The sequence below is a fragment of the Moorena sp. SIO4A1 genome (genome assembly GCF_010672065.1).
Taxonomy (GTDB): Bacteria; Cyanobacteriota; Cyanobacteriia; order Cyanobacteriales; family Coleofasciculaceae; genus Moorena.
Genome location: NZ_JAAHHX010000027.1, coordinates 1 through 26,257, shown reverse-complemented (window position 1 = coordinate 26,257; position 26,257 = coordinate 1). Strand labels below are relative to the sequence as shown.

The following is a 26,257-nucleotide window of genomic DNA, read 5'->3' as shown; positions in this document are numbered from 1 at the left end:
TCAGTTGAGGTTGGTAAGGTACGTCAGAAGATTGTCTAGACGTGGCAAGTTTTCGTCGCTCAAATTTATCTTTATCCACCCTAGTGACTGCTGTCAACAATTTTTTCTTTTTTTTGTTATCGCCCGGAGGTATCTCTAAATGTCTATTCGTCTGTACATAGGTAACTTACCTAAAGAAGAAGTAAACCGTGATGAGCTGCAAGCTATTTTTGCTGAAGCCGGTGAAAACTTTAGCACAAAAGTGATTAAAGATCGTAAAACTGGTAAATGTCGGGGCTTCGGCTTCGTCACGGTGGCAACGGATGAGGAGGCTGATCAATTCATTGAAAAGTTCAATGGTCATATGTTCAAGGATACTACCTTGAAAATTGAAAAAGCCCTGCCACGATCCAAGAATCAAGACAAAGAAGCATCTAAGGAGAAAGAAAAACCCAATCAGGAATCAACCCCATCTGCCAACAACACTCCTCCCCCTCGCCGTAACAACAACAAGAATAAGTCTAAGCGTAAGCAGCAACAGACTACATCTGACCCCGCTGGAATTCAACCCGATCCCCGTTGGGCTAATGAATTGGCGAAGCTGAAAGAACTGTTATCGGCTCAAACTACTAACTCTTAAGTTGGGATAAATCTAACTGATTTCCATTACCAATTCTGGCAAGATTAGCCCTACGTCCTACCCGTCAGGGAGGCGTGGGCTTATTCCTCTGTAAAGCTTCAGGCTTTCCACGCAATTTTTAAATAAAAGATCTAATCACCTCAGATTGGGTTTGACCAGTCTGCTGATAGTGCTACTTTAATATCGATATCTGACTCATTCTGCCAGACAGAGAGTCTTTTCTTTTTTTTGGTTGATGATCAGTGGCAAATCCCGATAGGTTTATGGTGTCTTAAGCCAGATCAGGATAGCTTACCAATACCAAAGAAATTAAAGCTAACGAAACAGTAAGCTATTGAGCTTGATAGATAGCTGTTAATTTTGTGTGCGCAGTACCAACTACCTATTAGCTTAACGCTGATGGTGGAAAGTCTGGCAAGCTCAGGTAATTTTGCATCGTCTGTTACCCGATCGATTTAAAATTGTGAGTTGTGAATTAAAACTTACGTTTTAACCACTAACCACTAACCACTAATCACTAACGTTGTTATGAGTGCAGAAATTGACCCCATTAAGTTAATGAAACAGGAAGTTGGCAAAGCAGCTGCCAAGCGGGTGCAGTCGGGAATGATTGTGGGGCTAGGCACTGGTTCAACGACTGCCTATGCAATTCAGTTTTTAGGCGATCGCTTAAACTCTGGAGAGATTAAGGATATTGTAGGGATCCCCACCTCTTTCCAGGCAGAAGTCTTGGCGAAACAGTACGGTATTCCCTTGACTACCCTTGATGCGGTTGATCACATAGATGTAGCGATTGATGGTGCTGACGAAGTCGATCCCCAGAAAAATTTGATTAAGGGGGGTGGCGCTGCCCACACCCGTGAGAAAATTGTAGATTCCCTGGCCAAACAATTTATCGTAGTGGTGGATAGCACTAAAATAGTTGACCGCTTGGGGTCTACCTTCCTATTACCTGTAGAAGTTATCCCGATGGCAATTACACCAGTTATGAATGCCATTGAAAAGCTAGGGGGTAAACCGGAACTGCGCATGGGGGTCAAAAAAGCTGGACCAGTGATTACAGATCAGGGAAATATGGTCGTTGATGTCAAATTTGATGCCATTGATAACCCAGCTGAGCTAGAAAAAACTATCAATAATATTCCTGGTGTTCTGGAAAATGGTTTATTTGTTGGGGTTACGGATCTGGTTCTAGTTGGAGAAGTTAAGGATGGTCAGACCGTGATTCGGGAAATGTAACACGTCCAGCACTAAAGCTTGAAAGTGCCGTGGGATTCTTGCTTGATAGAAATACTCTTGATAGAAATACTCAGATATTTCTCCCAAGCCAAGGCAATTAAGTGTATGTCCCACGGCTTGATTAATTTTCCAGGTAGAGAATAGTTGATTAGACTTTGTCGAGCTTAGCCACCAGCGGCAAAGGTGAGCATGATCACTGCTGAAAGCAACATACCAGGACTTAGTAACAGAACTAACATCAAAAAATCATGGGATTCCATAATCGTAAACTCTCCTAACTGCTTCTTTACTACCTTAACCTGCTACAAAGGCTAATCCCGGAAAATCAAGAATTTATCAAGAATTCGTAAGCGGTCAGCCCTCAGCGGTCAGCCCTCAGCGAAAGGCCTTTGGCCAAGCTACGCGAACAGCGGTGAGCTAAAAGCTCACGCGTGCGCGTTCAGCTTCAAAAAAAACATCGTTCGCGTGTGGCACAGGCTTTGGCCTTGGCCTTTGGCCACGCGGGGCGCGTTTGGCCACGCTGTGCGAACGACGCTGGGATTTAACTCAGTATTAAACGAATGCTTACCTCTTTTATTCAAAAGCTGAACGCGCACGCGTGCGCGTAGCGCATTAGCTGATAGCTGAATTGTCCTTAACTTGGAGCAGGAGAATAACGAATTTATCAGCATCTTCTAGTTGCTGTTAAACGTAGGATGGGTTTACCCTGGGAATCAGTTTACAATACCTTGTAATTTAAGTTTGAAACCGGGAAGCACTGCTTCTCCAGATAACTCTTTGGGATTATCTATAACCTCAGTTTTTTGTCCTGAGCGATAAATTTCAACCCGTCGATTCTGAGGGTCAATCAGCCACCCCAAGCGCAAGCCATTGTCAATATACTCTTGCATTTTTGCCTGTAGCTCCTTGAGACTGTCAGACTTTGATCGCAACTCAATTACGAAATCAGGACAGACTTTAGGGAAAGTTTGTTTTTGTTCCTCTGTCAGTGCATCCCAGCGGTTACGTGACACCCAAGAGCTATCAGGGGAACGATTGGAGCCATTGGGAAGTTCAAATCCGGTAGATGAGTCAAATGCTTCTCCTTGTTCCGGGTTTTCCTCATACCAATTGCCCAATTGCCTGCTAATACTTAGATTTCTTTTACCGGTTTCCCATCCTGTTGGTGGATTCACAATCAATTTTCCCTCAGCAGTTCTTTCTAATCTCAGGTCTCGGTTAGCATTAGCTAATTGTTCAAACTGTTGGTGACTGACGTTGAGGTCCAAAGATTGTGGAACTATTAGCTTTAGTAGGGGTTCTAGTTGACTTGACATAACCGTTAATCCTTGGAATTGAGATATAACGAGAGAGCAGAAGATAAAGAACTCACGTCGGTTAATTTTACTGGGATTATGGGGAGTTTATCTAAGTCGCGTTCGCTTTTAGCGGAAGCTTAGCTTCATCGCCTTTGGCGTGGCCTACGGCCAATCGCTTAATGGATAATTGAGCAGGGAAAACAAAGGTTGGGCAATCTGCGAACATTTATCTTGCTGTTCATTCTTGTCCTGATTCAAAAATTTTATCGACGATCTCCTGCCCAAGATGCCACATCATCCTCCGACCAAGGGAATGGCGGATTGCTGCTATAGTCAATAAAATAGTCGTAGCCTAACTGGTCATAAAGCTCATCCACTAATGTCTGTAATTCTACCATTGGTTCGGTATCCCCAGGAAGAAGGGGAAGCCGAAAAGAGGGAATGCGATCGCCTTTGGCGTGGCCTACGGCCAATCGCATAAATTAAAAAGGTACAAGTCAGCCGTGGGACGGGTATTAGAACGACTGACTAAAATCCGATAATGACTCAGATTACTGGTGTTAGAAACAGGCAGGGGTTCTCCATCTCGCAACAGGTCAATTTCGACCAAATGAGTCATACTCTCGAATATCTGCTGCCGTTTGGCTTCGTATTTCTGACGCCCTTCTCCTCGTTTATTGGCAGGAGAGATAACTTCAATCGCTGTCACCACTTCCTTAGTGGCTACATCTTTAACCTCGATGTAGGATTGTCGGACTTCTTCTCGTAAAGGAACAGCTACCTTAATCGGTTGAACTAACGGTTCAGATACCGCAACTGCTGTAGCCATTGCAGCTGAAGCATCTCGGCTTTGTTGAACCGTAACATCGGGTCTACCAATGGCAATCTTGGTTGAGCCAGCAATCTTATAAACCCACTTATCGGTAACTACCCGATATTTAGGTAGCAGTTTCGGAATTAATGCTCTAGCCAAAGCCGCCACCAATTGGTTGTGGAAATCCGACCAATATTCCGGTTGTTCGAGGTAGGGATTCATCCCTGGAAATGGGTTAGTCATATAGCATTTTGATTTGAGTTGTAAACATACTTCCTTAGAGCTGATTCGTAAACTCGCACTAAACCTTGTAGGATAAGGCTTGCGCTAAAATAGAACAATTGAACTATTTAATACCGAAAAGACAATCATAGCAAGGCTTTCAGACTTCTTAAGATTTACTTGACGAATCAGCTCTAAGGGGGCCTTGCCCCAAACCAACTATCAGCTGATATGGCTGAGAAAGGTACCGAGTAAATTCCAGAATCTTTTCCCTAGCCAAGCTGATAAAACTCCACAGTAAATGGAGAAGCCTATGCTTAAAAGCATTATTGTATTCAAAGATATCTCTACATGCCAAAGCCATCGATAGATAGACATGATAGCGATGCCCACCAGTAATCCGGCAGCCGCACCTGCTGCCGCCTGAGTTAATACTTGTCTTGCAGTAGGTTGAGTCGTTTCTGTTTCCATAACTAGAGGCTCCTCGTTAGTATCGTTAGCAATTTTGCACGGGACACACAGCAGTGTGCCCCCAATCTCAATCTATTAAATTAATTCACCTTGGATGCAATCAATTCCTGACCCGCTTGATAAAGTGTTAGTCCGTTAACCGTTTCATCTGCTGAGAAATTGAATTGAATCGTGATATCTGCAACCTGAGCCAAGAATTTAGTTTCTGGCAAAATTCATCCCACACTCATGCTGCGCATTGAGATGTGGGATAAATTTTCCACAGAGTCTTTCACAAAAGACCAATCGATGTGTTATACTCATAATACTGACTTTCAAAGCCGTTCGCGTAGCGTGGCCAAAGGCCATAAATGCTGGAAAGTTGGTCAAACATTATTAAACAAAAGACCAAAAAAACAGAGCGGCAGGGCAGTCCGTTCTTAAAGCCCAGCGCCTCCTAAGCAATAGCTGGATTGGCTGGGAAGCCCACACTGAACTCAAAGAGTCAGTGTGGGAGCTGTCACTTTCTGAAACAGGGTAAAGGGTAAACGCTTCCTGCCCTGTGGCTTGGGCGAGTAGTTGTTGTTCCTCGACTCGAATAGCGATCTCCATATTAGGGAGTAATTGGTAGGTTCCCAAATAGCGGTTGTAAATTGCTGGGTCAAGTTCAACAATCTCAGGCTCACCGGATTAATTAACTGTGACAGTGTCAATATCAACAGTTAATTTGTCTAGTTGAGCCTGTACCTCTGAAGACATCTCAGCCTGGTAACGTCCGCCTAAATGTTCAGCTAAAAACTTCTCTAATGCAGCTGTCATGGCCAGTGAGTTGATCTCCTTACGGAAACCATGGCCTTCATCCGGGGCAATCAGATATTCCACGGGTCGGCCTAAATCTCGTAATGCGGCCACAATTTGGTCTGACTCCGCTTGCTTAACTCGGGGATCGTTGGCTCCCTGAACCACCATCAGCGGGGCCTGAATTTGGTCGGCGGAAAACAGGGGTGACTGGGCTTCTAGACGGGTGCGATCGCTCGGATCATCTGGATCTCCCAGCCGCAGAGCAAAGGTAGCCTTCATCGATTCCCAATAGGGGGGAATTGACTTGAGCAAGGTAATCAGGTTCGATGGCCCCACATTGGATACGCCAACGGCATAGATATCTGGTGTAAATGCCAAACCAGCTAGGGTGGCATAGCCTCCATAGGAGCCACCAAAAATTCCCACACGCTCGGGATCGGCAATCCCTGCATCAATCAGATACTGCACGCCATCCGTCAGGTCATGCTGCATTGCACCCGTGCCCCATTCGTTGTTACCGGCATTGAGAAAGGCTTTACCATAGCCAGTGGACCCTCGAAAGTTGGGTTGGAGAACGGCGTAGCCACGATTAGCGAGAAACTGGGTAAACGGCCTGTACCCCCACATATCTCGTCCCCAAGGTCCACCGTGGGGCATGACAATCACCGGTAGCTTGACTGGGTTTACCCCCTGGGGCAGGGTCAGATAGGCTGGAATCTCTAGACCATCACGGGCTGTATAGCGGATCGGCTGCATGGTGGCCAAATGTTGCCTGGGCAGCTCTGGCCGATCATCGTAGAGTTTTTCCAGGGTTTGAGTACTACGATCAAATAGATAAGTAGACCCAGGATTCACATCGCTCCGGGTTCTAATCAACGCAAAGCGATCATCGATAGTAAGGGATTGCAACACAATATCAACGTCGGGCAGTTGTTGTTTCAGAAAGGCTAGATCAGCCGCTATCTTGTCGTTTTGAGGATAGATGCGGATGCGATCGCCAACATAGGAGGTAGCAATCAACTCATCAGTCGCTTCTGAAAACACTGCACGGCCAAAATCCACCTGGTTTTCAGGATCAACTTCCACGACCTGACTCTGCTGGCTTTCGAGATTAAGCAGCTTTAACTGCATTAAATTCCCATCCCGATTGCTGATCAGATACACCCGTTGGCCATCTTTATGAAAGCGAATGGGGACACAGGTTTCTTCAATTCGACAGGTGTAAACAGGTGTTAATCCATCTTGTTGCACCGCCAGAATCTCATGCCCCCCTTCCAGGCTTTGGCGATAGCCGATGCGCACATTACCGTCTAAATCGGTTGTCCAGAGGGCAATATTCTCGTCATTTTGAATCAGCAGCGTCCGCTCCCCTGTTGTCAAATCCAAACGATAGACATCATGAAACTGGGGATTGCGTTCGTTAAGACCGATAATGATGTGGTTCGGAGTCCGTTTAGGAACGCTATAGATCATGGCCGTAATCCCCTCTACAGGGGTTAAATCGCGGGTTACCGGGCTAGTCTCACCTAAAGATTTAGCTTCAACCGCATAAATGTGAAAATTCTCATTGCCCCCTTTATCCTGGCCGTAGAGAATGTAACGACCATCGGCGCTCCAAAAGTAAATCATGATCGGGCTTTCAGCATCAGCCGTGACTGGACGAGCAGCTTCCATCGGTTCATCGATGCCCTTAACCCACACATTGATCACGCCGTCTAGAGGTTTTTGAAAGGCCAGAAACTGACCGTCGGGGGAAAGCTGGGCACCTGTAATCTCTGGATCGCCAAAGAATAGTTCCCGCTGAAGTAACGGTGCTACAGCGGTCTGACTCTCAGCAGCGCTAGCAGTTTTTGCCGTTAGGGGTAGCGGTGGATTGCCAAGGCTAAAACCCATCAAACTAATAGACATCATCAAACCTGCACCAAATTGAAATTGTTTCATGATAAACCGTATCCTCTGAAAAGTTGCTTATAATTCAATATTAAACAGGCCATTTCAAACTGACTATAGCGAAAGGTCATATGGATACATGACGTTTGTCATGGAAATTTATCCATAAGTTTCATAAGCTGTAGAAGCAGTCATAAGCATTAGGTAAGCTGATGTCAGCTCGGACAACTCCTCAGGTTTCCACCATTAATCCTTCAATTCCCAAAATCCTGCGTTATGTGGAATGGGCATGTTTGGTGATGGTGACCCTGATACTGCTGTTTTTCATCCTGAATAAATCATTGTCCTATGAGGCCAAGGGCGGTGACTACCTAATAAACTTCTTCGTATTGGGAGTTTTGGCCATTCTGAGCTTCTTCTTTCCAATCCGTCGCCCCATGTGGCAGCGACGAGCCTATATCTTTGCCGAAATTGCCTGTCTGTTGCTGACACGTATCTTTAGTCATGTAGGTCTGGATCTCCTTCTCTTTCTATACTTCGCCAAAAGCTGTTTTCTGTTGCGTCGTCGGGACGTGATCATCACGGTTGTTTTAGCCGGTATTGCCTGGCATGTAGGTTTTGCGTGGCAGTTAACGAATGATTTACTAACTGATCTCTCAAAACCGATTGCAGAGCAGCAAGCTCGCTTAGAAAAAAACCTACAAACCTTTCAAGAGGCTCCCCAAGTATTTCTTGCGGGTATTGTTCTCAATAACCTTGTGAACTATATTTCCCTGAGCGTACCGATTATTCTGCTCTGTTTAACCTTGGTGGCTGAGTACAGGAGTCGTCAGCGAGCAATCGCCTTGACCCAGGAAGTTGAATTGCTAGCCGCAGATTTAGAACGCACCCGCATTGCTCGCGATATTCATGATTCATTGGGGCATACTTTGACCTCCCTTGATGTGCAGCTAGAATTAGCACAACGACTCTACGAACGAAACTCTAATCAGCTTCAACCAGCGTTAGAGACGGCCAAACTGCTGGCCAGCCAATCCTTACAAGAAGTGCGTCGGGCAGTGACCACCATGCGAGAAGAGACCTTTGATCTCAATAAGGCGCTGCCACAGCTGCTGGAATCTTTTACATCCAACCCCTCCATAAAGGTTAAAAGCAAAATAGATTTGCCCCAGCTGCCGTTACAAACCAATCATCAGCTTTACTGTGTGGTTAAGGAAGGATTGGAAAATATCCGCAAACACAGTCAAGCCCAGGTTATTCACCTCCGGGGATATGCTTCTGCTGATGCGGTTATCCTTGAACTAAAGGACGACGGTATGGGCTTTGATATTGCTAAACCCACCCAGGGTTTTGGCCTCAGGGGTATGCAGGAGAGAGTTCAGCTGATAAGTGGATCGATACAATTAGATAGCACACCGGGACAAGGCACCTGTATTCAGATTAGGATACCACGATGATTCGACTTCTATTGGCTGATGACCAACCCATCTTTCGGCAGGGACTGGCGGCACTGTTGTCCCTAGAGGATGATCTCGAGGTGGTGGGTGAAGCCAATCACGGTGAAGAAGCCATTGCCCTCACCCAGAGGTTACAGCCTGATATTATCTTGATGGATGTGCGGATGCCCATCTGCGATGGTGTGCAAGCAACCCGAGAAATCCATACCCGCTACCCCTGGATTCGGATTCTAGTCTTAACCACCTTTGACAATGATGACTATGTGTTCCAGTCTCTTCAGGCTGGGGCGTTGGGCTATTTGCTTAAAAGTACTCCAGCACCTAAGGTGGCAGCGGCCATTCGCAGTTTGCATCAGGGATACAGCCAATTAGGTCCTACCATCGCTCCGAAGGTGTTTTCTCAACTGAATAATACCCAACCTGAACGGGAAAAAACAGATTATCATGCTCAATTCAATCAGCGGGAACTAGAGATCCTGAAGCTGTTGGGACAAGGTAAAAGCAATCGAGAAATTGCAGCCGCCCTTAATCTGACCGAAGGCACGATTAAAAATCATCTAACTAATATTTTCTGTGAGTTGGATGTTCGCGATCGCACCCAGGCTGCCCTCTGGGCCCATCAGCATCTTTAATGTGCATGAGATTAAACTATTTTATCACTATTTTATCTGGGAAATCATCATAGCAGAGCTTTTTTGGTAAAAACTAAACTGCAAGAACCAATCGACCGGATTATTCCCTTATTTCGACGTAATAAAAATAGCAATAATTCCGAAGTTTTTACAAAAATTTTTACAAATATTTTCTAAATAAAAATATCAGCATTTATAGGAATCGAAGTATAGATTAGGACGTTAAATGAACAGCAAAATTAACTATCAATACGAAAATTGTCGATTGCGATCGCACCCAACTGTTTCAGAGTTGCTTTCTGTGCCTCAGTTAATCCTGTCACTCCAGTGATATTCATGGCTTCGTAGAGTCTCGGAGCTCTGAGAATTTTCAGGCACTTGCCCGTCTTAGTGTCCCAAAGCCTCACGGTTTGGTCTTGAGAGCCACTAGCTATAATTTGACCATCCCCACTAAAGGCAACAGAAGAGACCAGATGGGTATGTCCGGTGCAAGTGTGGCAGCATTCCCCTGTGGAAACATCCCACACCTTGACAGTTTGGTCGTGAGAGCCGCTAGCGATAGTGTTGCCATCGGGACTGAATGCCACGGAAAAGACCCAATTGTTGTGTCCGCGTAATAGTTTAGAGCATTGACCCGTACTCAAATCCCAGAGGCGTACCGTTTCGTCTGTACTACAACTGGCCAGGATAGTATCCTTAGGACTGAAAGCGACGGATTTGACCCGATTACCATGTCCCTGTAACGTTTTCAAGCATTCCCCTGTGCTGACATCCCACAGCCTCACCGTTTGGTCTGTATTGCTACTGGCCAAGGTTTTACCATCACTACTGAAAGCCACTGACCAGATCTGATTAGTATGTCCTTCCAAAGTGCTGACGCAGTGACCAGTACGCTGATCCCAAAGCCTCACCGTTTGGTCAGCACTGCCACTGGCTAGGGTTTTCCCATCACCACTGAAAGTGACCGAATAGATCCAATCAGTATGTCCGTGCAAAATCTTTAAGCATTCTCCCGTCTTGATATCCCACAGCCTGATTGTTTCGTCTCTACTGCTACTAGCTACGGTTTTACCGTCACTACTAAAGGCCACTGAACACACGTGAGCAGTATGTCCGTGCAAAATACTGATACAGCGATCGCTATGATAATCCCATAGTCTGACTGTATTATCGTTACTGCCACTAGCCAAAGTTTTACCATCAGGACTGAAAGCCACTGGAAATACCCAATCAGTACTTCCCTGCCAAGTTTTCAAGCATTGACCAGTGCCCCAATCCCAAAGTCTGACAGTTTGATCTAAACTCACACAGACTAGGGTGTTACCTTGAGGGCTAAACGCCAAAGAAAAGATCTGATTAGTATGTCCATGCAAGGTTTTCAGGCAAATACCAGTATGGTAATCCCATAACCTGACAGTATGGTCGCCACTACCAGTAGCTAGGGTTTTGCCGTCAGTGCTAAAAGCCACTGAGTAGACTCCACTACTATGTCCGGTGTGAGTACTAACACAGCTACCAGTGCTAGCATCCCACAGTCTGACAGTGTGGTCATTACTGCCACTAGCTAGGGTTTTGCCATCAGTGCTAAAAGCAACTGAGCGTACTCCACTGGTATGTCCAGTACAAGTTCTAACCCAACTACCAGTGCTAGCATCCCAGAGTTTGACAGTGTGGTCATCACTGCCACTGGCTAGGGTTTTGCCATTAGTACTAAAAGCCACTGATCTCACACAACCGGTATGTCCAGTAAAGGTATTAAGGCATTCAGCCGTGTCACCATCCCAGAGTCTGACAGTGTGGTCGCTACTACCACTAATCAGGGTATTACCTTGAGGATTAAAAGCAACTGAGAACACTTCATCAGTATGTCCAGTACAAGTTTGTAAGCACCTGCCATCACTGACTTGCCATAACTTTACGGTATGGTCACCACTACCACTGGCTAAGGTTTTACCATCCCCACTAAACGCAACAGAGCGTACCCAATTAGTGTGACCCTCACAGATTACCAGTAGTTTACCAGTTTGCACATGCCATAGGCGAATCTGAAAATCTGTATCACAGATTGCCAACATCCTCCCATCTGGACTAAATGCTGCCGATAACATATTCCCTAGGGTTTCAGTAAACACTGAGCCAGCCAAGTCACAGCCAGCGAAATTGACATTATGTAATGTCAGTCCCTGTAGGTTGGCTTGCCAAACTGTCAGGCCAGAAAAGTCATAACCGTTTAAATCAATCTGTAATTGAGTAAGTAAATTAATAGTATTACCACTGACATATCCCATCTGGAGAGTAGATTTTTTAACCCCAGGAGTCGGGGTGCGCAGCCTTGATAGGATTTCCAGGAGATGATTTTCCAGCTGTGTTGTAGAACCAAAACTAGAGAGTAATTTCTCAATAATCGGTTCGATAATCAGACAGACTTGAGCATCCCGAACATAGTCAGGGGCGCTGGCTTTGACTAGGCAGTGAGTGCGGAAGATAGCGATATTTTGACTAATAATCTCTTCAGGAATCTGCTTGATGAGTCGATTAATCATGTATTCCATGACTACAGGTTGTTGGGTAAACCCAGTTGAAGTTTTCTCAATCAATGACCGCCGTTGTAGAGAGCCTACAGCTTCTAAAATATCCGTAGCGCATAGGTAGCAGACAAAGTCTTCTTGCAGTTCTTCAAGAGAAATGGGTTCCCGATTGATAGCTAGCCAGTACATCAGTTCCTTTTCTGTGGAGGTAAGGCGCTGAAAGTGCCGATCTAGTAAATCCCGAATATCATCAAAAATGAATGAGCCTTCCTTTAAAAAATCCAGAAACTGAGCAATATTGCTATCAAAAAAGTCTCTGACTGCACAGGCTACCATCTTTAAGGCTAAAGGATTTCCCGCATAACGCTCAATTAGGGTCATCCATTGGGTGTCATCGCCAATAAAATTTCCCTTTTCCTTAAATATTTCCTGTCCGTGGGTTTCTGGTAAACCTTTGAGTGGGAAGCAGCGAACGGGTAAGGCTTCCCCCTCCAGAAGGGTCAAGTCTTGAGGTGCCTCCCGGGAGGTCATCACTAGGCAGCTGTTGTGGGAGGTTTCCCCAATAGTTCTGAGTAGCTCACCGTATCCAGCGTATCCCTCTCGATAGCCACCGGTGCGAGAACCACTTTCGAGGATCGATTCGGTATTATCAAGAAGCAGCAGGCAACGGGCCGTCTGTAAATACTGAATCAATCGCAAAATTTTGCCATCCACAGAGGAAGGTAAATTCGTTTCCTGCTGCACAGACAGAAATTGAATCATGTCTGCCAGGACTTCCTCTAGGGGCGGAGCATTGCGTAGACTGCGCCAAATCACAAACTCAAATTTATCCTGTAGCAGATGGGCTAACTTCACAGCCAAGGTAGTTTTGCCAATTCCCCCCATCCCTAGAAGTGCCACCAGGCAGCAGTTGTCCTGTAGAATCCATTCCTGTAGAGTATTCAGTTCCTGCATCCGACCGTAGAAACTCCTCGGTTCTGGAGCTCCACCCCAATCAAGATGTCCAATTCCAGCCAGAGCAGTTGTCGATAGCGCTGTTAGCTCCATCTGATCTATCTCAATCTCATCCGGCTCAACTACCTTTTCCCAATCAAGACCTACAGCGCGACAAATGGCAATGAAGGTGTCAGTACGAATTGACTGTCTCCCCCAAAATCGGTTTAAGGTTGCCCTAGAGGTAAATGCACTGGTATACCAAGCTACCGCTGTTTTGTTCCATCTTTTCTGACGTCTAGCTTGGTCTACTAATTTAAGTCCTGATTCAGATGCTCGCACGGAATTCATCATAACTCCACTATCTTGCTTTGCTTAACCCCCAATCCATGGGGTCGATCGCTATGGCACCATCCCTAATCCAGCCATCACTATACCTAAATCTTTAATCTATGGGTGACCAAAAAGCCGCGCAATGTATAAATGTTATGGAAAGTTATGGAATTAGTTAGGGAAGGTTAACTAAGAGGGAATCTGAGGTAAAAATGAGAAAAATCTCAGAAACACAGCATAACTGAAACCACTGAGACAAAAACTGAGACAAACCTGTTTAAATTCTATGCTAGCAGAACTGGTTGTAAAGCTACAGTTCCCGACTCCCGACTCCCGACTCCCGACTCCCGACTCCCGACTCCCAACTCCCGACTCCCTGATCCGAAGTGCCCTTTGCTATATCAGTTATCCTGTTGAGTTCAACCTGAGGGAAATCTAAGAAATTCCTGAGATTACTCTAAAAAAAACCAGATAACTCACTTTAGTTCCAGTTACTAAGACAAAAACTGAGGCAAAAACTGAGACTTTCGGTTTGTGAGTGTCAGGCACGATAGAAATATCGAGATTGAGCTAAGTGCCATGAAACACTAAAAGTTAGTTTTCCAACACTTAGTTCGATAGGAATCTAAGATTTTGGAAAACACCACATCATGTAATCGAGTCAAAAGGAGTCTGTTATGTCTCTTGGTAAAAATTATCGTTTGGCAAGAATTCTCAAAGGATTAGACAACTATTTTATAGTCCCAATTGACCATGGGTTTACACTGGGTCCGGTTAGTGGTCTGGCAAAAGTTCATCAATTCATCAGATCGTTACCGGAGAAAACCATTAGTGCAATTGTTGCTCATCAAGGGATAGCTCGGGCAATCCATCCAGGTTTAATTCAGAAAGATATATCGTTAATTTTGCATCTTTCTGGGTCAACTAACCTATCTCCCGATCCATCTTCCAAACATCTAGTCAGTAGTGTTGAACAAGCCATTAAGCTTGGTGCAGATGGAGTTTCAATTCACGTTAATCTTGGGGCCAACGATGAATATCGTATGCTCAAAGATTTCAGCCAAATCTCAGCAGCCTGTCATCAATGGGGTATGCCATTGCTAGCAATGGTTTATGCACGAGGAGAGAAGATTCAAAATGAGTACGATGCAGATGCGATCGCTCACTCAACCCGATTGGCCTGGGAGCTAGGAGCAGATATTGTCAAGGTCAACTATACTGGCGATGTTCAATCTTTCAGACAAATTGTTCATGCCGTTGACATCCCTGTTATCGTTGCCGGAGGAGCAAAGAGCAATTCAGATAGCTCGATCTTATCGATGATCAAAGATGCCATCAGGGCTGGCGGTAAAGGCGTTGCTGTTGGTAGAAATATATTTCAACACAGTAATCCCTCATTCATTTCTCAAGAAATTGCCAAAGTTATCACTAATCCCTATCAGTTTACTATCAAGGAGGTAGCGTAATGAAATTATCTTGGTTAGACCTCAGAAGCTTTAATGATGTTGACTATAAAGCGCTGTGTGGATCTCTAAATTCTGATATCAATGGAGTGGTGGTTGATTCATCAAGTCCAGTCATGGATTGTCATGACTCTATCTCTCGCATTGCTTTTGTAGACAGCCCAGAAGAAGCAGAAGGATGTATCGATAAAGCCGAAATAGTACTGTTTGATCATTCCTGGTATTCTGAAATAACTACTCAACCAGAAACGTACAAATCTAAAGCAGAAATAGGATTTTTTGTTCATGTGACCGATGACGAAACCTTACAAACTGCTTGTAAGATCGCTAGACAAGAAAAATGGGCTGTCATCTATTTTAAAGACCCCACAAAAATTCCTCTAGAGATTGTTTTAGCCTCAGCAGACAACACGGATGGGCAAATAATTACCGTTGTCAAAGATATTGAGGAAGCAGAAATTGTCCTGGGGGTCTTAGAAAAAGGGTCACATGGAGTCATGCTAACCCCTAACGGGATTATCGATGCCAGGGAGCTTGGGCAGCTGTGTCGTAAGGCCAACAATTTGGAAGTTTCACTGGAAGAACTTGAAGTAACAAAAATTTCCCATATTGGCATGGGAGAGCGGGCTTGTGTAGATACTTGTTCTAACTTTGCCAAAGATGAAGGTATACTCATTGGTTCTTATTCCCAAGGAATGATTTTAGTTAGCAGCGAGACCCATCCACTGCCCTACATGCCAACTCGTCCTTTCCGAGTCAATGCTGGTGCTATACATTCTTATTTAGTGTCTAGTGTTAGTCAAACTAATTATCTTAGTGAGCTGAGTTCAGGACACAAAGTATTAGGGGTAAATTGTGATGGCAAGGCACGAGAAATAGTTGTAGGCAGGATGAAGATAGAAGTTCGTCCCCTACTCAGTATCGATGCAGTGTCTCAATCGGGAATTCCGGTAAATGTGATTGTTCAAGACGATTGGCATGTAAGAGTTCTTGGACCTGGTGGTAAAGTCCTGAATGTCACAGAATTGAAGCCTGGCGATAAGCTGCTTGGTCATACTGCGCCTAGTGGACGGCATGTTGGGCTTCCAGTAAAAGAGTCTTGTCTGGAAAAGTAAATAATATCATGTCCGGGAGTATCGATTACCAAAGAAACAACGACAAATAACACTATCGCCCACAACCGGACACGATATCACTTCCTTGGAAACAATCAACATGTATTAGCAAGTAAGAGGGGATTTAAGAATGAGTACATTACTTAGCTTAAATGACTATAAGCAAAACCAAAATAGGCAGAGTGAATCGACCTTAAGTTTTAGAGACAATAACTCAAGTAACCTTGAGGGAGAATCCTACTCTCAAGTTTGGGTTAAAGCCCCTGATATCCCTAACTCGATTCATTGTGAAGAAGCTCTTATTTTATGTCGGCAATCTGAGAATACCTGGCTAGCTTGGATTCCCGATTATGGTGAGATTATTTTGTCTGATAGTGAACTTGCAAATTTGATTTAAATTTTCAAAAATAATCGGCATTATCGGCATTACATTATCTGTTAGGTATTATAAATTATATTTCGACACGACTTTGGATTTAAGCTCATGAACATTAACCCAACTATTTTGCCATTGTACGAAAGAATTAAGTTATTCCTGTCTAAGAAATTAGGATGTGGTAACTTCCTCCATTACTCTGTTACTAATAACCATTATCGAAACAATGATTTTTTGTTTTTAGAAAAACCTTTTAAAACATTCACAGGAGAGACGATCAACAGTTTTAGTTTATCTTCCTTAAAAGATGTTGTTGATAACTATGCCTCTTGGTACAGGAAATCTGGTATTCGTGAGAATGATCCTGTTGCTATCTATTTAGACGATGGAATCGGTTACTTTATCCATTACTTAGCACTAAACAACCTCGGTGCTATTCCAGTTTTGGTAAACGGTCGTATGGATCCTGATATTGCTGCTGACTTTATCAGGCGTGTTGGTGCCATTGGTTTATATTCTGATCAGAAGCACCTCGATAGTATTAGTGGCTACGTCAAAACTAATGACTCATTAAAGTTTATTGCCACAGATGTCAACAATACAGCTGTTCAAAGCTCAGAGATAGAGCTTCCCCAGTGGTATCCATATTCTCCTACAGATTCTCATCCAATTATGATCTGTCATTCCTCTGGTACTACTGGAAAGCCTAAGCCAGTGATATTTGGGCATCAACAGTTTTTCTTTGGCAAACGAATTCGGCTGCTAAATTTCCCAGCTAGTCAATCCGATAAGTTTTTGTTTGCCTTACCTAGTTCACATTCAGCGGGAATTAGCTACTTTATGACAGTAACCTTACTGGGGTTACCCACTATGGTTTTGTCGGATTTATCTGGTAATAATGCTATTACTCAAGCTAAAAAACTTAAACCGACTATAGTAGCAGCTTTTCCACAAACCTATGCCGACATGGCTTCCCAGGCTTTAGAAAAAGACCAATTGAGTTCTGTAAAAATGTGGATTAATACGGGAGATGCTGCCCATGAAGCTCATATCAGGACTCTGGTAAATGCCGGGAATTCTAAATCAGTCTTTATTGATGGTCTAGGTGCTTCAGAACTCGGCATGGCTTTGTTTAATAAAGTCTCTAGTCGCCAGACAAGCTTGTATAATCGATATATGGGTAAGCCACGCAGTTTTGTAAAAGCTGTAGTATTAGATGAGGAGGGAAATCTACTGCCACCCTATCAGGTAGGTTTCCTGGGTATTAAATCTCCAACTATTACACCAGGCTATTGGAATGATTCTAACCGCACCCTCAAAAGTTATAAACAAGGGTACTGGATTAGTGGGGATTTGGCTTATTATGATCAGGATAATAAATTTTTTCACGTGGATCGTTCCGTTGATGCTATTCAGTGCGCTAGGGGCTTAGTCAATACGTTACCCATCGAGGAATTAATTTTGAAGAACAACTCAGCTGTTGCTGATTGTACAATAATTGGGGTTCCTAAGGAAAAAGGCTTCGATGGTTTGGTGGCTTTTATCAAGCTGAAAGCACAAGAAAGTATTAAAGCATCAGCTCTGATTACTGCTATCAATCATCAGCTATTGTATAACAATTTGGAACCATTGTCTTTCTTAGAAATTGTTAGTAATCTTCCTGTCGGTTCAACAGGAAAAGTCCTGAAAAGGAAGCTTCGCGAGCAATATCAGGATATCCTAATTTGTGCTGAGCATAACTTAGATAGTAAAGGGCTTTATGATTTTGCTTATGCACAGCTAACTAAAGTTCCAGTTAGGTCTTAGATTTTTTATAATTCACTGAACATTTTTTACTAAAATAAACTAGAAGGAGACTAGTCAATGGAAGCGGTTACTAAACAGCTGGTACCGGACAAACTACTGGAATTGGGGTTTGCTTTCTCGGCATCTAAGACATTCTTAAGTGCAGTGGAACTGGGAGTATTTACTGAACTGGCTCAGAGTTCTATGACTGCTGCTGAATTGACTGAAAAACTAGCACTTCATCCCCGTAGTGCGCGAGATTTTTTGGATGCACTAGTTGCCTTAAAAGTGTTAGAATTTTCTGATAACGGTTACAGTAACACTCCTGAAAGTGATTTGTTTCTTGACCGCTCCAAGCCTTCCTATATCGGTGGTTACCTAGAGATGTACAACAACCGTCTCTATCAATTTTGGGGTTCATTAACAGAAGGGTTACGGAGCGGTCAACCCCAGAATGAAGCCAAAAATGGAGAAGACTTTTTCGGCACCCTTTACAGGGACCCTGCCCGCCTAAAACTCTTTCTGGAAGCAATGTCTGGGGTCAGTATGGGAGTAGCTAAGGCGATCGCTGAAAAATTTCCCTGGGAGAACTTCCAGACTTTTATCGATATCGGTACCGCTCAAGGGCAGTTACCAGTAACCGTTGCCCTAAGTCACCATCATTTACAAGGAGGTGGGTTCGACTTGCCAGTGGTTCGCCCAATTTACGAGGAATATGTTGCTTCCAGAGGACTTAGCCAGCGATTACACTTCCATGGTGGTGACTTTTTCCAGGATATGCTGCCTAGTGCTGATGTTTTGGTGATGGGACAAATCCTCCATGACTGGAATCTAGAACAAAAGCACCTGTTAATTGCCAAAGCCTACGAAGCACTCCCGACCGGTGGTGCATTGATTGTTTACGACGCACTAATCGACGATGAGCGCTGCCAGAACAAGTTTGGGTTACTCATGAGCCTAAATATGCTGATCGAGACCTTTGGGGGTTTCGACTATACAGGAGCAGACTGCTGTGCTTGGATGGACAAAGTAGGATTCAAAGACACTTACACTAAACCTCTTGTAGGAGCTTACTCAATGGCAGTAGGCATCAAATAATCCAATTACAGGTTAGCAGGTTAGCAGGTTAGCAGGTTTAAGGTTATCAGGTTGAAGGTTAGCAGGTTATCAGGTTGAAGGTTAGCAGGTTAGCAGGTTATCAGGTTACAGGTTAGCAGGTTAGCAGGTTAGCAGGTTATCAGGTTATCAGCTGATCAGGTTAGAGTTTACAGGTTACAGGTTACTAGGTTACCAGGTTAAAGGTTATATTCTGAACCTTGGCCTTTCGGCCACGCTACGCGAACAACCTTCAACCTTCAACCTTCAACCTCCAACCTCCAACCTTCAACCTCCAACCTTCAACCTTCAACCTCCAACCTTCAACCTTCAACCTTCAACCTTCAACCTTCAACCTTCAACCTCCAATCAAACAGGCAAACAACCTTCAACTTAAGATGACGCATATTCTTCACATTGATGCGAGTCCCCGTGGCGATCGCTCTATTTCTCGGCAATTGTCTAATCGGTTTATTCAAACTTGGAAGTCTTTCTATCCAGACGACACTGTCAGCTATCGAGATTTAGGTCATAATCCTGTGCCCCATGTTGATGAAAAGTGGATTGCTGCAGCATTTTGTCCTCCCGAAAAACGCACTACTGAATTAGTAGAGGCAATTAAAGTATCAGATACTTTGGTGGATGAATTTTTAGCAGCCGATCGCTATGTTTTTGGCATTCCCATGTACAACTTCAATGTTCCATCTACCTTCAAAGCATATATCGATCAAATTTTTCGATTTAATCGCACCTTTACCTTTGACGAACCTGGTCAATATCGGGGCTTAGTTCCTAAGGGAAAGAAAATGCTAATTTTTACAGCTCGTGCCGGTACTTTCTCTCCAGGAAGCCCTATTGCTGATTACGATTATCAGGAACCTTTTTTACGGGCTATATTTGGAGTACTTGGCATTACAGATATCACGTTTATTCATGCCGAGAAACTAGATTTAGGGGAAGAAGCCCGTCAGCAATCTTTGGCCAATGCCCGTGCTGAGCTTGAGAAAGCAGTAGAAACCTGGTAAGGTCTCACGCATTTAAATTGTAAAGGTCGGCTGATGGGGAGATGGGGAGATGGGGAGATGGGGAGATGGGGAGATGGGGAGATGGGGAGAGGGTAGACCGGCTTTTTCAGAAGTGGATCGGACTGAAATTTAAATGGATATGGCGGTTTGTATAACTATCAGGTAGACAAGATTGTTTTCCCTCTTACCTCTTACCTCTTACCTGCTCCCTGCTCCCTGCTCCCTGCTCCCTAAAAACCCATAAATTTGCACCTAATTGAATTGCAAACCGCTGTATTAGCTTAATCAATTAAAACGTCAACTTTTGTAAGTTTACCAACCAATTTAGGTATGGAAATGGAAACAAGATTGGAACTAAATAAAGTTGAACCAGCAGCTTATCTAGCCATGAATTATTTGGAAAAATATGTGAATAAAAGTGGGTTAGATAAAACACTGATAAAGTTGATAAAAATTCGTGCTTCTCAACTGAATAAATGTGCGTTTTGTATCGATATGCATACAAAAGAAGCCAGAAGTAATGGAGAAACAGAACAACGAATTTATGCCCTAAATGCTTGGCAAGAAGCGCCGTTTTTTAGTCCAGAAGAGCGGGCTGTATTAGAGCTAACTGAAGCAGTAACTCTGATTTCAGAGAATCAGGTACCGAATTCAGTTTATGAAGAGGTAAGTCGCTATTTTTCAGAAACTGAAATCGCTAAAATTTTGATGGCTATTGTCACGATAAATGGTTGGAATCGTATTGCTATTACTACAAAAATGATTCCAGGTGCCTATTAGAGGGTGTGTAAGCTATCAGCTAATGCGCTACGCGCACGCTACGCGAACAGCTATCAGCTATTAGCTATCAGCCAAATAAGTTTATTTTAAGCTGACCGCTGACGGCTGACGGCTGACTGCTGACTGCTGACTGCTTACAGAGGCTGTTTGTCAATAAAATGTGCTTTCTTGTTATTCAAATCTAACTAAAGAGGTAGCTTAAACCATGACTAATAGTACAGCATTGAAAACATCAGTTTGTATTTTAGGTTCAGGTCCAGCTGGGATTGTAGTTGGTAATATCCTGCTACAAAATGGGATTGATTGTATCATTGCGGATAGATACAACCGCGAAGAAATATATACGAAGGCGCGGGCCGGTGTGCTGGAAAGCACCACAGTTGACCTACTCAAAAAACATGGTCTAGCGGATACAATTCTCCAAAATGGCTATACCCATGATACCTGTGAATTTCGTTACCCTGATTACAGCGTTGTCTTTGATTACGGCAAGTTAGCTGATGGGGATGTCCATTACATTTATCCCCAAAGCGATCTCAATGACGATCTGATTCAAAGATATCTGGATGCAGGTGGTAAGTTATTGTTACGCCATGAGGGGAAAAAAATTACTCAAACCGATGACGGCGTCATTGTTGAGTGTTACGATAAAGATGGTGACACCACCATCACGATTCATGCTGATTTTGTAGCAGGGTGTGATGGCTATCATGGAATCTCGCGCCAATCAATTCCAGACGGAGCGGTAGACATCTACACAAAACAGCATCCCTACGGCTGGCTGGCAATTTTAGCTTACGCACCACCTTCTGCAAAACATGTCATCTATGGCTTGCATCATGATGGCTTTGGAGCTCACATGCCGCGCAATAGCAAGATTTCTCGTTACTATTTACAAGTTCCACTCCATGATGAGGTTACAAATTGGCCTGATCAACGCATCTGGAGTACCTTGGCCAAGCGTCTGGCGAAAAAGGGATGGACCTTGAAAGAAGGGGAAATCTTTGACAAGCGGATTTTATCCATGCGCAGTTATGTTATGGAGCCGTTACAGTACCAACGGTTATTGATAGCTGGTGATGCGGGTCACATTATTACACCTTGCGGTGGGAAAGGTTTAAATCTGGCGGTACAGGATGCGGGTGTTCTCGGAGAAGTATTGGTAAGTTACTACCAGGAAAAACGGGATATTTCTTACCTAAAACGCTACTCGGAAATTCGTTTGCCCTATATTTGGCGTGCTCAAGAATTCTCTTGTTCGATGTTGCATATGCTGCATAAGTCTGAAGACAAGGATGTAGACAATGTCCGTTTCTTCAATAAGTTGAGTGAATCGAAATTGAAGCAATTGTCTACATCGGTGACATTTGCTAGGGATTTTGCCAGAAACTATGTCGGTATTATTTAGCAAAGGGAGTAGGGAGTAGGGAGTAGGGAGTAGGGAGTAGGTAACAAAATTCTCACAATTCATTGAGGAGCCCTATCTGAGAGGTATACAGAATTTTTTTCCTGTCTTGATGCAATTGCCTCGCTATTCCCTCTTCTCTCTTCTCTGTTCCCTGTTTCCTGCTCCCTGCTCCCTAAAAGCGAGGAGTTTGTGCCTCACCCGATTAAAAAAAAACTACAGGTTATTAAGGAGACCAATCATGAAGATTATCGAAATGCAAAATTATAAGAGTTTCGACTATTACACTCAGCTGGAAGAAAAACTTAAACCAAGCCGTATGGATCTGATCAATCACCCGCTTTACCAACAGTTAGATGATTTGGTATCTCTACAGATATTTATGGAGTCTCACGTGTTTGCTGTTTGGGATTTCATGTCTCTGATTAAGACTCTTCAACACCGAGTCACTTGCTTGGATGTACCTTGGGTGCCACCGACAGATATTAATTCTGCCAGGATGGTCAATGAGATTGTTTTAGCTGAAGAGACTGATGAAGTCTCACCAGGAAATTACATCAGTCACTATGATCTATATATGGTGGCGATGACAGAGATTGGGGCTGATACTAATCCAATTAAAACGTTTATATATTCTCTTAGAAAAGGTATTCCATCTGAGCAAAGTCTAGCCTCTATTTCGATACCTGAATTAACCAAAACGTTTGTGAAATTAACCTTGGAAACTACGACTAAGTCAACCCATGAAGTAGCTGCAGCTTTTCTACTAGGTCGAGAAGATATCATTCCTGCTATGTTCAGACAGGTTATTGCTACTTTAGATAGTCTTTATGGATTTACTTGGGATTCTTTGCGTCTCTATCTAGACAGGCATAATTTTCTGGATGAGGATCAACATGTTCCGATGGGGAAAAAACTCTTAAAAAATCTTTGTGGTGATGATCCTGTAAAGTGGGAGCAAGCTTTCAACTCTGCTGAGAATGCTCTCAAAGCACGCTATGCTCTATGGGATGGTGTAGCTGAGTTGATTCAGCTCAACAAAGAGAATGATATAGCGCTGCTTGAGATGTAATAAGGCGGTTTGCAATTGCTGTTAGGTACAAAGTTCTGGGTTTTTAGGGAACAGGGAACAGGGAACAGGGAACAGGGAAAACAATCCTGTGTACCTAATAGTTATGCAAACCGCCATAGTTAACAGGGAACTTCGGAACAGGGAAGGGTCATCGAACTCAGGTTATTATAGGGCTCAATAGCTCTTTCATACTGTTCCCTTGTCCGAAGTTTACTGTTACTTGTTTATAGTAATACTATTTTCCTAGTAAATCATTATATTAGCCATTACTAAAGCAATAAAAAAAAATTTTTTTTTATTTAAATCAATTTAAAATTAATACTTTATATGAGGCTAGATCATGCTAATCATCCAAAAGTATGGTGGTACGTCGGTTGGATCAGTTGAAAGAATTAAAGCAGTTGCCCGGCGGGTGAAGCAAACAGTCCAAAATAATAATACTGTGGTGGTAGTGGTTTCGGCGATGGGTAAAACCACTGATGACTTGCTCAGTTTATCGAAGGCAGTCTCGACTAATCCCAGTGCTCGGGAGATGGATATGCTTCTGTCTACTGGAGAACAAGTATCAATTGCTTTGCTGAGTATGGCATTGCAGGAATTGGGACAACCGGCTATTTCTTTAACTGGGGCACAAGTAGGAATTATCACTGATGCTGAACACGGTCGTGCCAGGATTTGGGAAATTCAGCCAAAGCGAATTCAGCACTATCTTAATCAAGGAACAGTGGTAGTTGTAGCTGGATTTCAGGGTATGAGCAGTGGTGATAACTTTGAAATTACTACTCTAGGACGTGGCGGTTCAGATATATCAGCTGTGGCGTTAGGGGCTGCCTTAAAAGCAAATTTGTGCGAAATTTATACTGATGTTCCAGGCATTTTTACAACTGATCCTCGGATTGTACCAGAGGCACAATTAATCCCAGAAATTACTTGTGATGAAATGCTAGAGTTAGCGAGTTTAGGGGCAAAGGTGCTACATCCTAGGGCGGTAGAGATTGCTCGTAATTATGGGGTACCTTTGGTTGTACGTTCAAGCTGGAACAATGCACCAGGAACTAGGATAATTTCTCCGATGCCTAAACCTCGTTCTCTGAAAGGGTTGGAAATTAACAAGGCAGTATATGGAGTGGAATTGGAGACAAATCAAGTAAAAGTAGCCCGATGGCAAGGGCGGGATCGTTTAGGGGTAGCGGCAGGGTTATTTGATGAAATTGCTCGTGACAATCTCGATGTTAATCTGATGATTCAGTCAATTCAGGAGGACGATGGTAAAGATATTGCGTTGACCGTAGTGAACAGAGGTTTTGAACAAGGTGAGACTTTAGGAGCTGCAGCAAGTGAAACTAAACTCAAAGAGTTGATTACTTCTGCTTTATACAGGGATCCTTGGCAAGGGTCACAAGAGGTAGAAATGATGGTAGAGCAGAATATGGCAACAGTGGCAATTACTGGAACTGGTATGATTGGACGTCCTGGGGTTGCAGCTAAAATGTTTTCTACTCTAGCAGAGGCGGGAGTTAATATTGAGATGATTTCTACCTCTGAGTTGAAGATCACCTGTGTGATTAATGCTGAGGTATGCGATCGCGCTGTTGCTGCTTTGTGTCAGGCTTTTGAAATTGATCGTTCTGTAGTGCTCGGAGCTGATTCAATTCAGGAGTTTTCTACCGGTTCAAGCCCATCCCCAGTATGCGGTGCTGTGGTTGATCTCAACCAAGCTTGTATCACAATTCGCCATGTCAGAGATCAAGCGGGAATGGCAGCAAAAGTCTTTGGACGACTGGCACAAGAAAATATTAGTGTTGATATGATTATTCAGTCTCAACGCTGTCATAGCTTTAATGATATCCCCAGCTGTGATATTGCGTTTACGGTGGCTCAAGCTGATGCTGAAGCAGCATCCATGGCTTTAAAAGCGTTAGCACTAAGTATTGGTTGTGGGGAAATTCTAGTGGATACAGAAATCGCTAAAGTTAGTCTAGTTGGGGGTGGTATGGTGGCACAACCAGGGGTTGTGGCTCAGTTTTTTGAGGCATTAGCACAACAGCAAATAACTATTCAGATGATTACAAGTTCGGACACTAAAATTAGTTGTGTGGTTGCTCAAGAAGAAGGAGTTAAGGCTTTAAATGCGGTGCATAAGGGGAGCATCCCGGTGCTTAAAAACTATGCCCAAACCCTCAAGGGTTTGGCTACACCAGCAAAGCCGAGCTACGCAGGCTAATAAGTAGGCTAATAAATCCGGCACAATTAAAGCTGACGGCTGAATACTGACAAAAATTAGGCAAAAATCAGGAGAATAAAATCATGATCAAACTTTATGATTACCAGCTATCTGGCAATTGCTACAAAGTGCGGCTAATGCTGTCACTACTTGGGTTAGAACACGAGACTGTCTGGGTTGATCTGGACAATGGTCAACACAAATCTCCAGAGTTTCTGGAATTGAATTCCTTTGGACAAGTGCCAGTTCTCACCGATGGAGATTTAATCTTTCAGGATGCCCAAGCTATTTTAGTATATCTAGCACGGCGCTATGGTAGCGAAGACTGGCTGCCTTTGGAGCCTGAAGCTATGAGTCGAGTGGTGCGCTGGTTATCTACAACTGCAGGAGAGATTCGTCAGGGTCCAGAGTTTGCTAGACTTTATTACAAGTTTAATGTACAAACCGTTAACATCGAGGTAGCAACACAAAAGTCGGAAACTATCCTGACACTGCTCGACAACCACCTCAGTGATCGGGAATGGCTGGAACTGGGTCACCCCACAATTGCTGATATTGCTTGCTTCCCCTATGTTAGTCCCGCAACTAAACCCCAATAAATAGGTATAAAACAGTATTTAACTGTATAAAACCGACATTGACATTTTGCTAGCGCTAGAGTACACTTAAGATGTAGGACACAGTCAGTTAACAATGCCAAG

Annotated in this window: 24 protein-coding genes; 16 read left to right on the top strand and 8 right to left on the bottom strand. The window is 43.7% G+C overall.

Annotation, left to right across the window (positions count from 1 at the left end):
- Nucleotides 1-139 precede the first annotated feature (139 nt).
- Nucleotides 140-619 carry an RNA-binding protein gene (locus F6K53_RS18845; RefSeq protein WP_293022630.1) on the top strand — a complete coding sequence of 160 codons (480 nt, stop codon included), beginning with the start codon at nucleotides 140-142 and terminating at the stop codon, nucleotides 617-619.
- 528 nt (nucleotides 620-1,147) lie between these two features.
- Nucleotides 1,148-1,858, top strand: a complete 711-nt coding sequence (gene rpiA / locus F6K53_RS18840; RefSeq protein ID WP_293022627.1) for a ribose-5-phosphate isomerase RpiA — start codon at nucleotides 1,148-1,150, stop codon at nucleotides 1,856-1,858.
- 713 nt (nucleotides 1,859-2,571) lie between these two features.
- On the opposite strand, the gene F6K53_RS18835 is transcribed toward rpiA, so the two are convergent.
- The 7 genes from F6K53_RS18835 to F6K53_RS18805 form a co-directional block, all read right to left on the bottom strand.
- Entirely contained in the window at nucleotides 2,572-3,174 is a 603-nt protein-coding gene (locus F6K53_RS18835; RefSeq protein ID WP_293022624.1) for a Uma2 family endonuclease, read from the bottom strand.
- A gap of 245 nt (nucleotides 3,175-3,419) precedes the next feature.
- On the bottom strand, nucleotides 3,420-3,635 hold the full coding sequence (locus tag F6K53_RS18830; protein ID WP_293022621.1) for a DUF4058 family protein: 216 nt from the start codon (nucleotides 3,633-3,635) through the stop codon (nucleotides 3,420-3,422).
- A complete protein-coding gene (locus tag F6K53_RS18825; protein WP_293070507.1) occupies nucleotides 3,620-4,213 on the bottom strand; it encodes a DUF4058 family protein in 594 nt (197 codons plus the stop codon). Before F6K53_RS18825 ends, F6K53_RS18830 begins: the two co-directional genes overlap by 16 nt.
- A 201-nt stretch (nucleotides 4,214-4,414) precedes the next feature.
- Nucleotides 4,415-4,663: a hypothetical protein gene (locus F6K53_RS18820; RefSeq protein WP_075905138.1), complete on the bottom strand. Its 249-nt coding sequence runs from the start codon at nucleotides 4,661-4,663 to the stop codon at nucleotides 4,415-4,417.
- An 80-nt stretch (nucleotides 4,664-4,743) separates the two neighbouring features.
- Complete coding sequence (locus F6K53_RS18815; protein WP_269087102.1) at nucleotides 4,744-4,875, bottom strand: hypothetical protein; 132 nt, start codon at nucleotides 4,873-4,875, stop codon at nucleotides 4,744-4,746.
- 163 nt (nucleotides 4,876-5,038) lie between these two features.
- On the bottom strand, nucleotides 5,039-5,281 hold the full coding sequence (locus F6K53_RS18810) for a hypothetical protein (RefSeq protein ID WP_075905140.1): 243 nt from the start codon (nucleotides 5,279-5,281) through the stop codon (nucleotides 5,039-5,041).
- A 51-nt stretch (nucleotides 5,282-5,332) separates the two neighbouring features.
- Nucleotides 5,333-7,384 carry an alpha/beta fold hydrolase gene (locus F6K53_RS18805; RefSeq protein WP_293081662.1) on the bottom strand — a complete coding sequence of 684 codons (2,052 nt, stop codon included), beginning with the start codon at nucleotides 7,382-7,384 and terminating at the stop codon, nucleotides 5,333-5,335.
- A gap of 161 nt (nucleotides 7,385-7,545) precedes the next feature.
- On the opposite strand from F6K53_RS18805, the gene F6K53_RS18800 reads away from it, so the two are divergent.
- Entirely contained in the window at nucleotides 7,546-8,790 is a 1,245-nt protein-coding gene (locus F6K53_RS18800) for a sensor histidine kinase (protein WP_293070512.1), read from the top strand.
- Nucleotides 8,787-9,422 (top strand): response regulator transcription factor, encoded by a 636-nt coding sequence (locus F6K53_RS18795; RefSeq protein WP_293022604.1) that lies wholly within the window; start codon nucleotides 8,787-8,789, stop codon nucleotides 9,420-9,422. The genes F6K53_RS18800 and F6K53_RS18795 overlap by 4 nt, the downstream gene beginning before the upstream one ends.
- A 239-nt stretch (nucleotides 9,423-9,661) precedes the next feature.
- Here F6K53_RS18795 and F6K53_RS18790 read toward each other — a convergent pair whose 3' ends face one another.
- Nucleotides 9,662-13,237 (bottom strand): NB-ARC domain-containing protein, encoded by a 3,576-nt coding sequence (locus tag F6K53_RS18790; RefSeq protein ID WP_293070514.1) that lies wholly within the window; start codon nucleotides 13,235-13,237, stop codon nucleotides 9,662-9,664.
- A 265-nt stretch (nucleotides 13,238-13,502) separates the two neighbouring features.
- Between F6K53_RS18790 and F6K53_RS18785 the strand changes: the two genes are divergently transcribed.
- The 12 genes from F6K53_RS18785 (at nucleotide 13,503) to F6K53_RS18730 (ending at nucleotide 26,155) form a co-directional block, all read left to right on the top strand.
- Nucleotides 13,503-13,655: a hypothetical protein gene (locus tag F6K53_RS18785; protein ID WP_293041116.1), complete on the top strand. Its 153-nt coding sequence runs from the start codon at nucleotides 13,503-13,505 to the stop codon at nucleotides 13,653-13,655.
- Nucleotides 13,656-13,893: 238 nt separating this feature from the next.
- On the top strand, nucleotides 13,894-14,682 hold the full coding sequence (locus tag F6K53_RS18780; RefSeq protein ID WP_293081659.1) for a 2-amino-3,7-dideoxy-D-threo-hept-6-ulosonate synthase: 789 nt from the start codon (nucleotides 13,894-13,896) through the stop codon (nucleotides 14,680-14,682).
- The gene (locus tag F6K53_RS18775) at nucleotides 14,682-15,794 is read left to right on the top strand and encodes a 3-dehydroquinate synthase II family protein (RefSeq protein ID WP_293070519.1); all 1,113 of its coding nucleotides are present in this window, start codon (nucleotides 14,682-14,684) and stop codon (nucleotides 15,792-15,794) included. The genes F6K53_RS18780 and F6K53_RS18775 overlap by 1 nt, the downstream gene beginning before the upstream one ends.
- Nucleotides 15,795-15,924: 130 nt before the next feature.
- Nucleotides 15,925-16,191 carry a hypothetical protein gene (locus tag F6K53_RS18770; RefSeq protein WP_293022592.1) on the top strand — a complete coding sequence of 89 codons (267 nt, stop codon included), beginning with the start codon at nucleotides 15,925-15,927 and terminating at the stop codon, nucleotides 16,189-16,191.
- 87 nt (nucleotides 16,192-16,278) lie between these two features.
- Nucleotides 16,279-17,976 (top strand): class I adenylate-forming enzyme family protein, encoded by a 1,698-nt coding sequence (locus tag F6K53_RS18765; protein WP_293022590.1) that lies wholly within the window; start codon nucleotides 16,279-16,281, stop codon nucleotides 17,974-17,976.
- 57 nt (nucleotides 17,977-18,033) lie between these two features.
- On the top strand, nucleotides 18,034-19,053 hold the full coding sequence (locus F6K53_RS18760) for a methyltransferase (RefSeq protein ID WP_293022587.1): 1,020 nt from the start codon (nucleotides 18,034-18,036) through the stop codon (nucleotides 19,051-19,053).
- 218 nt (nucleotides 19,054-19,271) lie between these two features.
- On the top strand, nucleotides 19,272-20,075 hold the full coding sequence (locus tag F6K53_RS18755) for an FMN-dependent NADH-azoreductase (protein WP_293022584.1): 804 nt from the start codon (nucleotides 19,272-19,274) through the stop codon (nucleotides 20,073-20,075).
- A 330-nt stretch (nucleotides 20,076-20,405) separates the two neighbouring features.
- Nucleotides 20,406-20,855 carry a carboxymuconolactone decarboxylase family protein gene (locus F6K53_RS18750; RefSeq protein WP_293022581.1) on the top strand — a complete coding sequence of 150 codons (450 nt, stop codon included), beginning with the start codon at nucleotides 20,406-20,408 and terminating at the stop codon, nucleotides 20,853-20,855.
- A 205-nt stretch (nucleotides 20,856-21,060) separates the two neighbouring features.
- Nucleotides 21,061-22,263: a 4-hydroxybenzoate 3-monooxygenase gene (locus F6K53_RS18745; RefSeq protein ID WP_293070522.1), complete on the top strand. Its 1,203-nt coding sequence runs from the start codon at nucleotides 21,061-21,063 to the stop codon at nucleotides 22,261-22,263.
- Between the two features lie 238 nt (nucleotides 22,264-22,501).
- A complete protein-coding gene (locus F6K53_RS18740) occupies nucleotides 22,502-23,332 on the top strand; it encodes a DUF3050 domain-containing protein (RefSeq protein ID WP_293022577.1) in 831 nt (276 codons plus the stop codon).
- Nucleotides 23,333-23,672: 340 nt separating this feature from the next.
- Complete coding sequence (locus F6K53_RS18735) at nucleotides 23,673-25,556, top strand: aspartate kinase (RefSeq protein ID WP_365939982.1); 1,884 nt, start codon at nucleotides 23,673-23,675, stop codon at nucleotides 25,554-25,556.
- An 83-nt stretch (nucleotides 25,557-25,639) separates the two neighbouring features.
- On the top strand, nucleotides 25,640-26,155 hold the full coding sequence (locus tag F6K53_RS18730) for a glutathione S-transferase family protein (protein ID WP_293022575.1): 516 nt from the start codon (nucleotides 25,640-25,642) through the stop codon (nucleotides 26,153-26,155).
- The last annotated feature ends 102 nt before the right edge of the window (nucleotides 26,156-26,257 follow it).

Bases quoted from the DNA above. Each gene is read 5' to 3' on its own strand.
- rpiA (WP_293022627.1), top strand. From the start codon at position 1,148: ATGAGTGCAGAAATTGACCCCATTAAGTTAATGAAACAGGAAGTTGGC.
- F6K53_RS18780 (WP_293081659.1), top strand. From the start codon at position 13,894: ATGTCTCTTGGTAAAAATTATCGTTTGGCAAGAATTCTCAAAGGATTA.
- F6K53_RS18805 (WP_293081662.1), bottom strand. From the start codon at position 7,384: ATGAAACAATTTCAATTTGGTGCAGGTTTGATGATGTCTATTAGTTTG.
- F6K53_RS18765 (WP_293022590.1), top strand. From the start codon at position 16,279: ATGAACATTAACCCAACTATTTTGCCATTGTACGAAAGAATTAAGTTA.
- F6K53_RS18760 (WP_293022587.1), top strand. From the start codon at position 18,034: ATGGAAGCGGTTACTAAACAGCTGGTACCGGACAAACTACTGGAATTG.
- F6K53_RS18730 (WP_293022575.1), top strand. From the start codon at position 25,640: ATGATCAAACTTTATGATTACCAGCTATCTGGCAATTGCTACAAAGTG.
- F6K53_RS18790 (WP_293070514.1), bottom strand. From the start codon at position 13,237: ATGATGAATTCCGTGCGAGCATCTGAATCAGGACTTAAATTAGTAGAC.
- F6K53_RS18785 (WP_293041116.1), top strand. From the start codon at position 13,503: ATGCTAGCAGAACTGGTTGTAAAGCTACAGTTCCCGACTCCCGACTCC.
- F6K53_RS18750 (WP_293022581.1), top strand. From the start codon at position 20,406: ATGGAAATGGAAACAAGATTGGAACTAAATAAAGTTGAACCAGCAGCT.
- F6K53_RS18845 (WP_293022630.1), top strand. From the start codon at position 140: ATGTCTATTCGTCTGTACATAGGTAACTTACCTAAAGAAGAAGTAAAC.
- F6K53_RS18795 (WP_293022604.1), top strand. From the start codon at position 8,787: ATGATTCGACTTCTATTGGCTGATGACCAACCCATCTTTCGGCAGGGA.
- F6K53_RS18745 (WP_293070522.1), top strand. From the start codon at position 21,061: ATGACTAATAGTACAGCATTGAAAACATCAGTTTGTATTTTAGGTTCA.
- F6K53_RS18820 (WP_075905138.1), bottom strand. From the start codon at position 4,663: ATGGAAACAGAAACGACTCAACCTACTGCAAGACAAGTATTAACTCAG.
- F6K53_RS18800 (WP_293070512.1), top strand. From the start codon at position 7,546: ATGTCAGCTCGGACAACTCCTCAGGTTTCCACCATTAATCCTTCAATT.
- F6K53_RS18770 (WP_293022592.1), top strand. From the start codon at position 15,925: ATGAGTACATTACTTAGCTTAAATGACTATAAGCAAAACCAAAATAGG.
- F6K53_RS18775 (WP_293070519.1), top strand. From the start codon at position 14,682: ATGAAATTATCTTGGTTAGACCTCAGAAGCTTTAATGATGTTGACTAT.
- F6K53_RS18835 (WP_293022624.1), bottom strand. From the start codon at position 3,174: ATGTCAAGTCAACTAGAACCCCTACTAAAGCTAATAGTTCCACAATCT.
- F6K53_RS18740 (WP_293022577.1), top strand. From the start codon at position 22,502: ATGAAGATTATCGAAATGCAAAATTATAAGAGTTTCGACTATTACACT.
- F6K53_RS18830 (WP_293022621.1), bottom strand. From the start codon at position 3,635: ATGCGATTGGCCGTAGGCCACGCCAAAGGCGATCGCATTCCCTCTTTT.
- F6K53_RS18735 (WP_365939982.1), top strand. From the start codon at position 23,673: ATGCTAATCATCCAAAAGTATGGTGGTACGTCGGTTGGATCAGTTGAA.
- F6K53_RS18825 (WP_293070507.1), bottom strand. From the start codon at position 4,213: ATGACTAACCCATTTCCAGGGATGAATCCCTACCTCGAACAACCGGAA.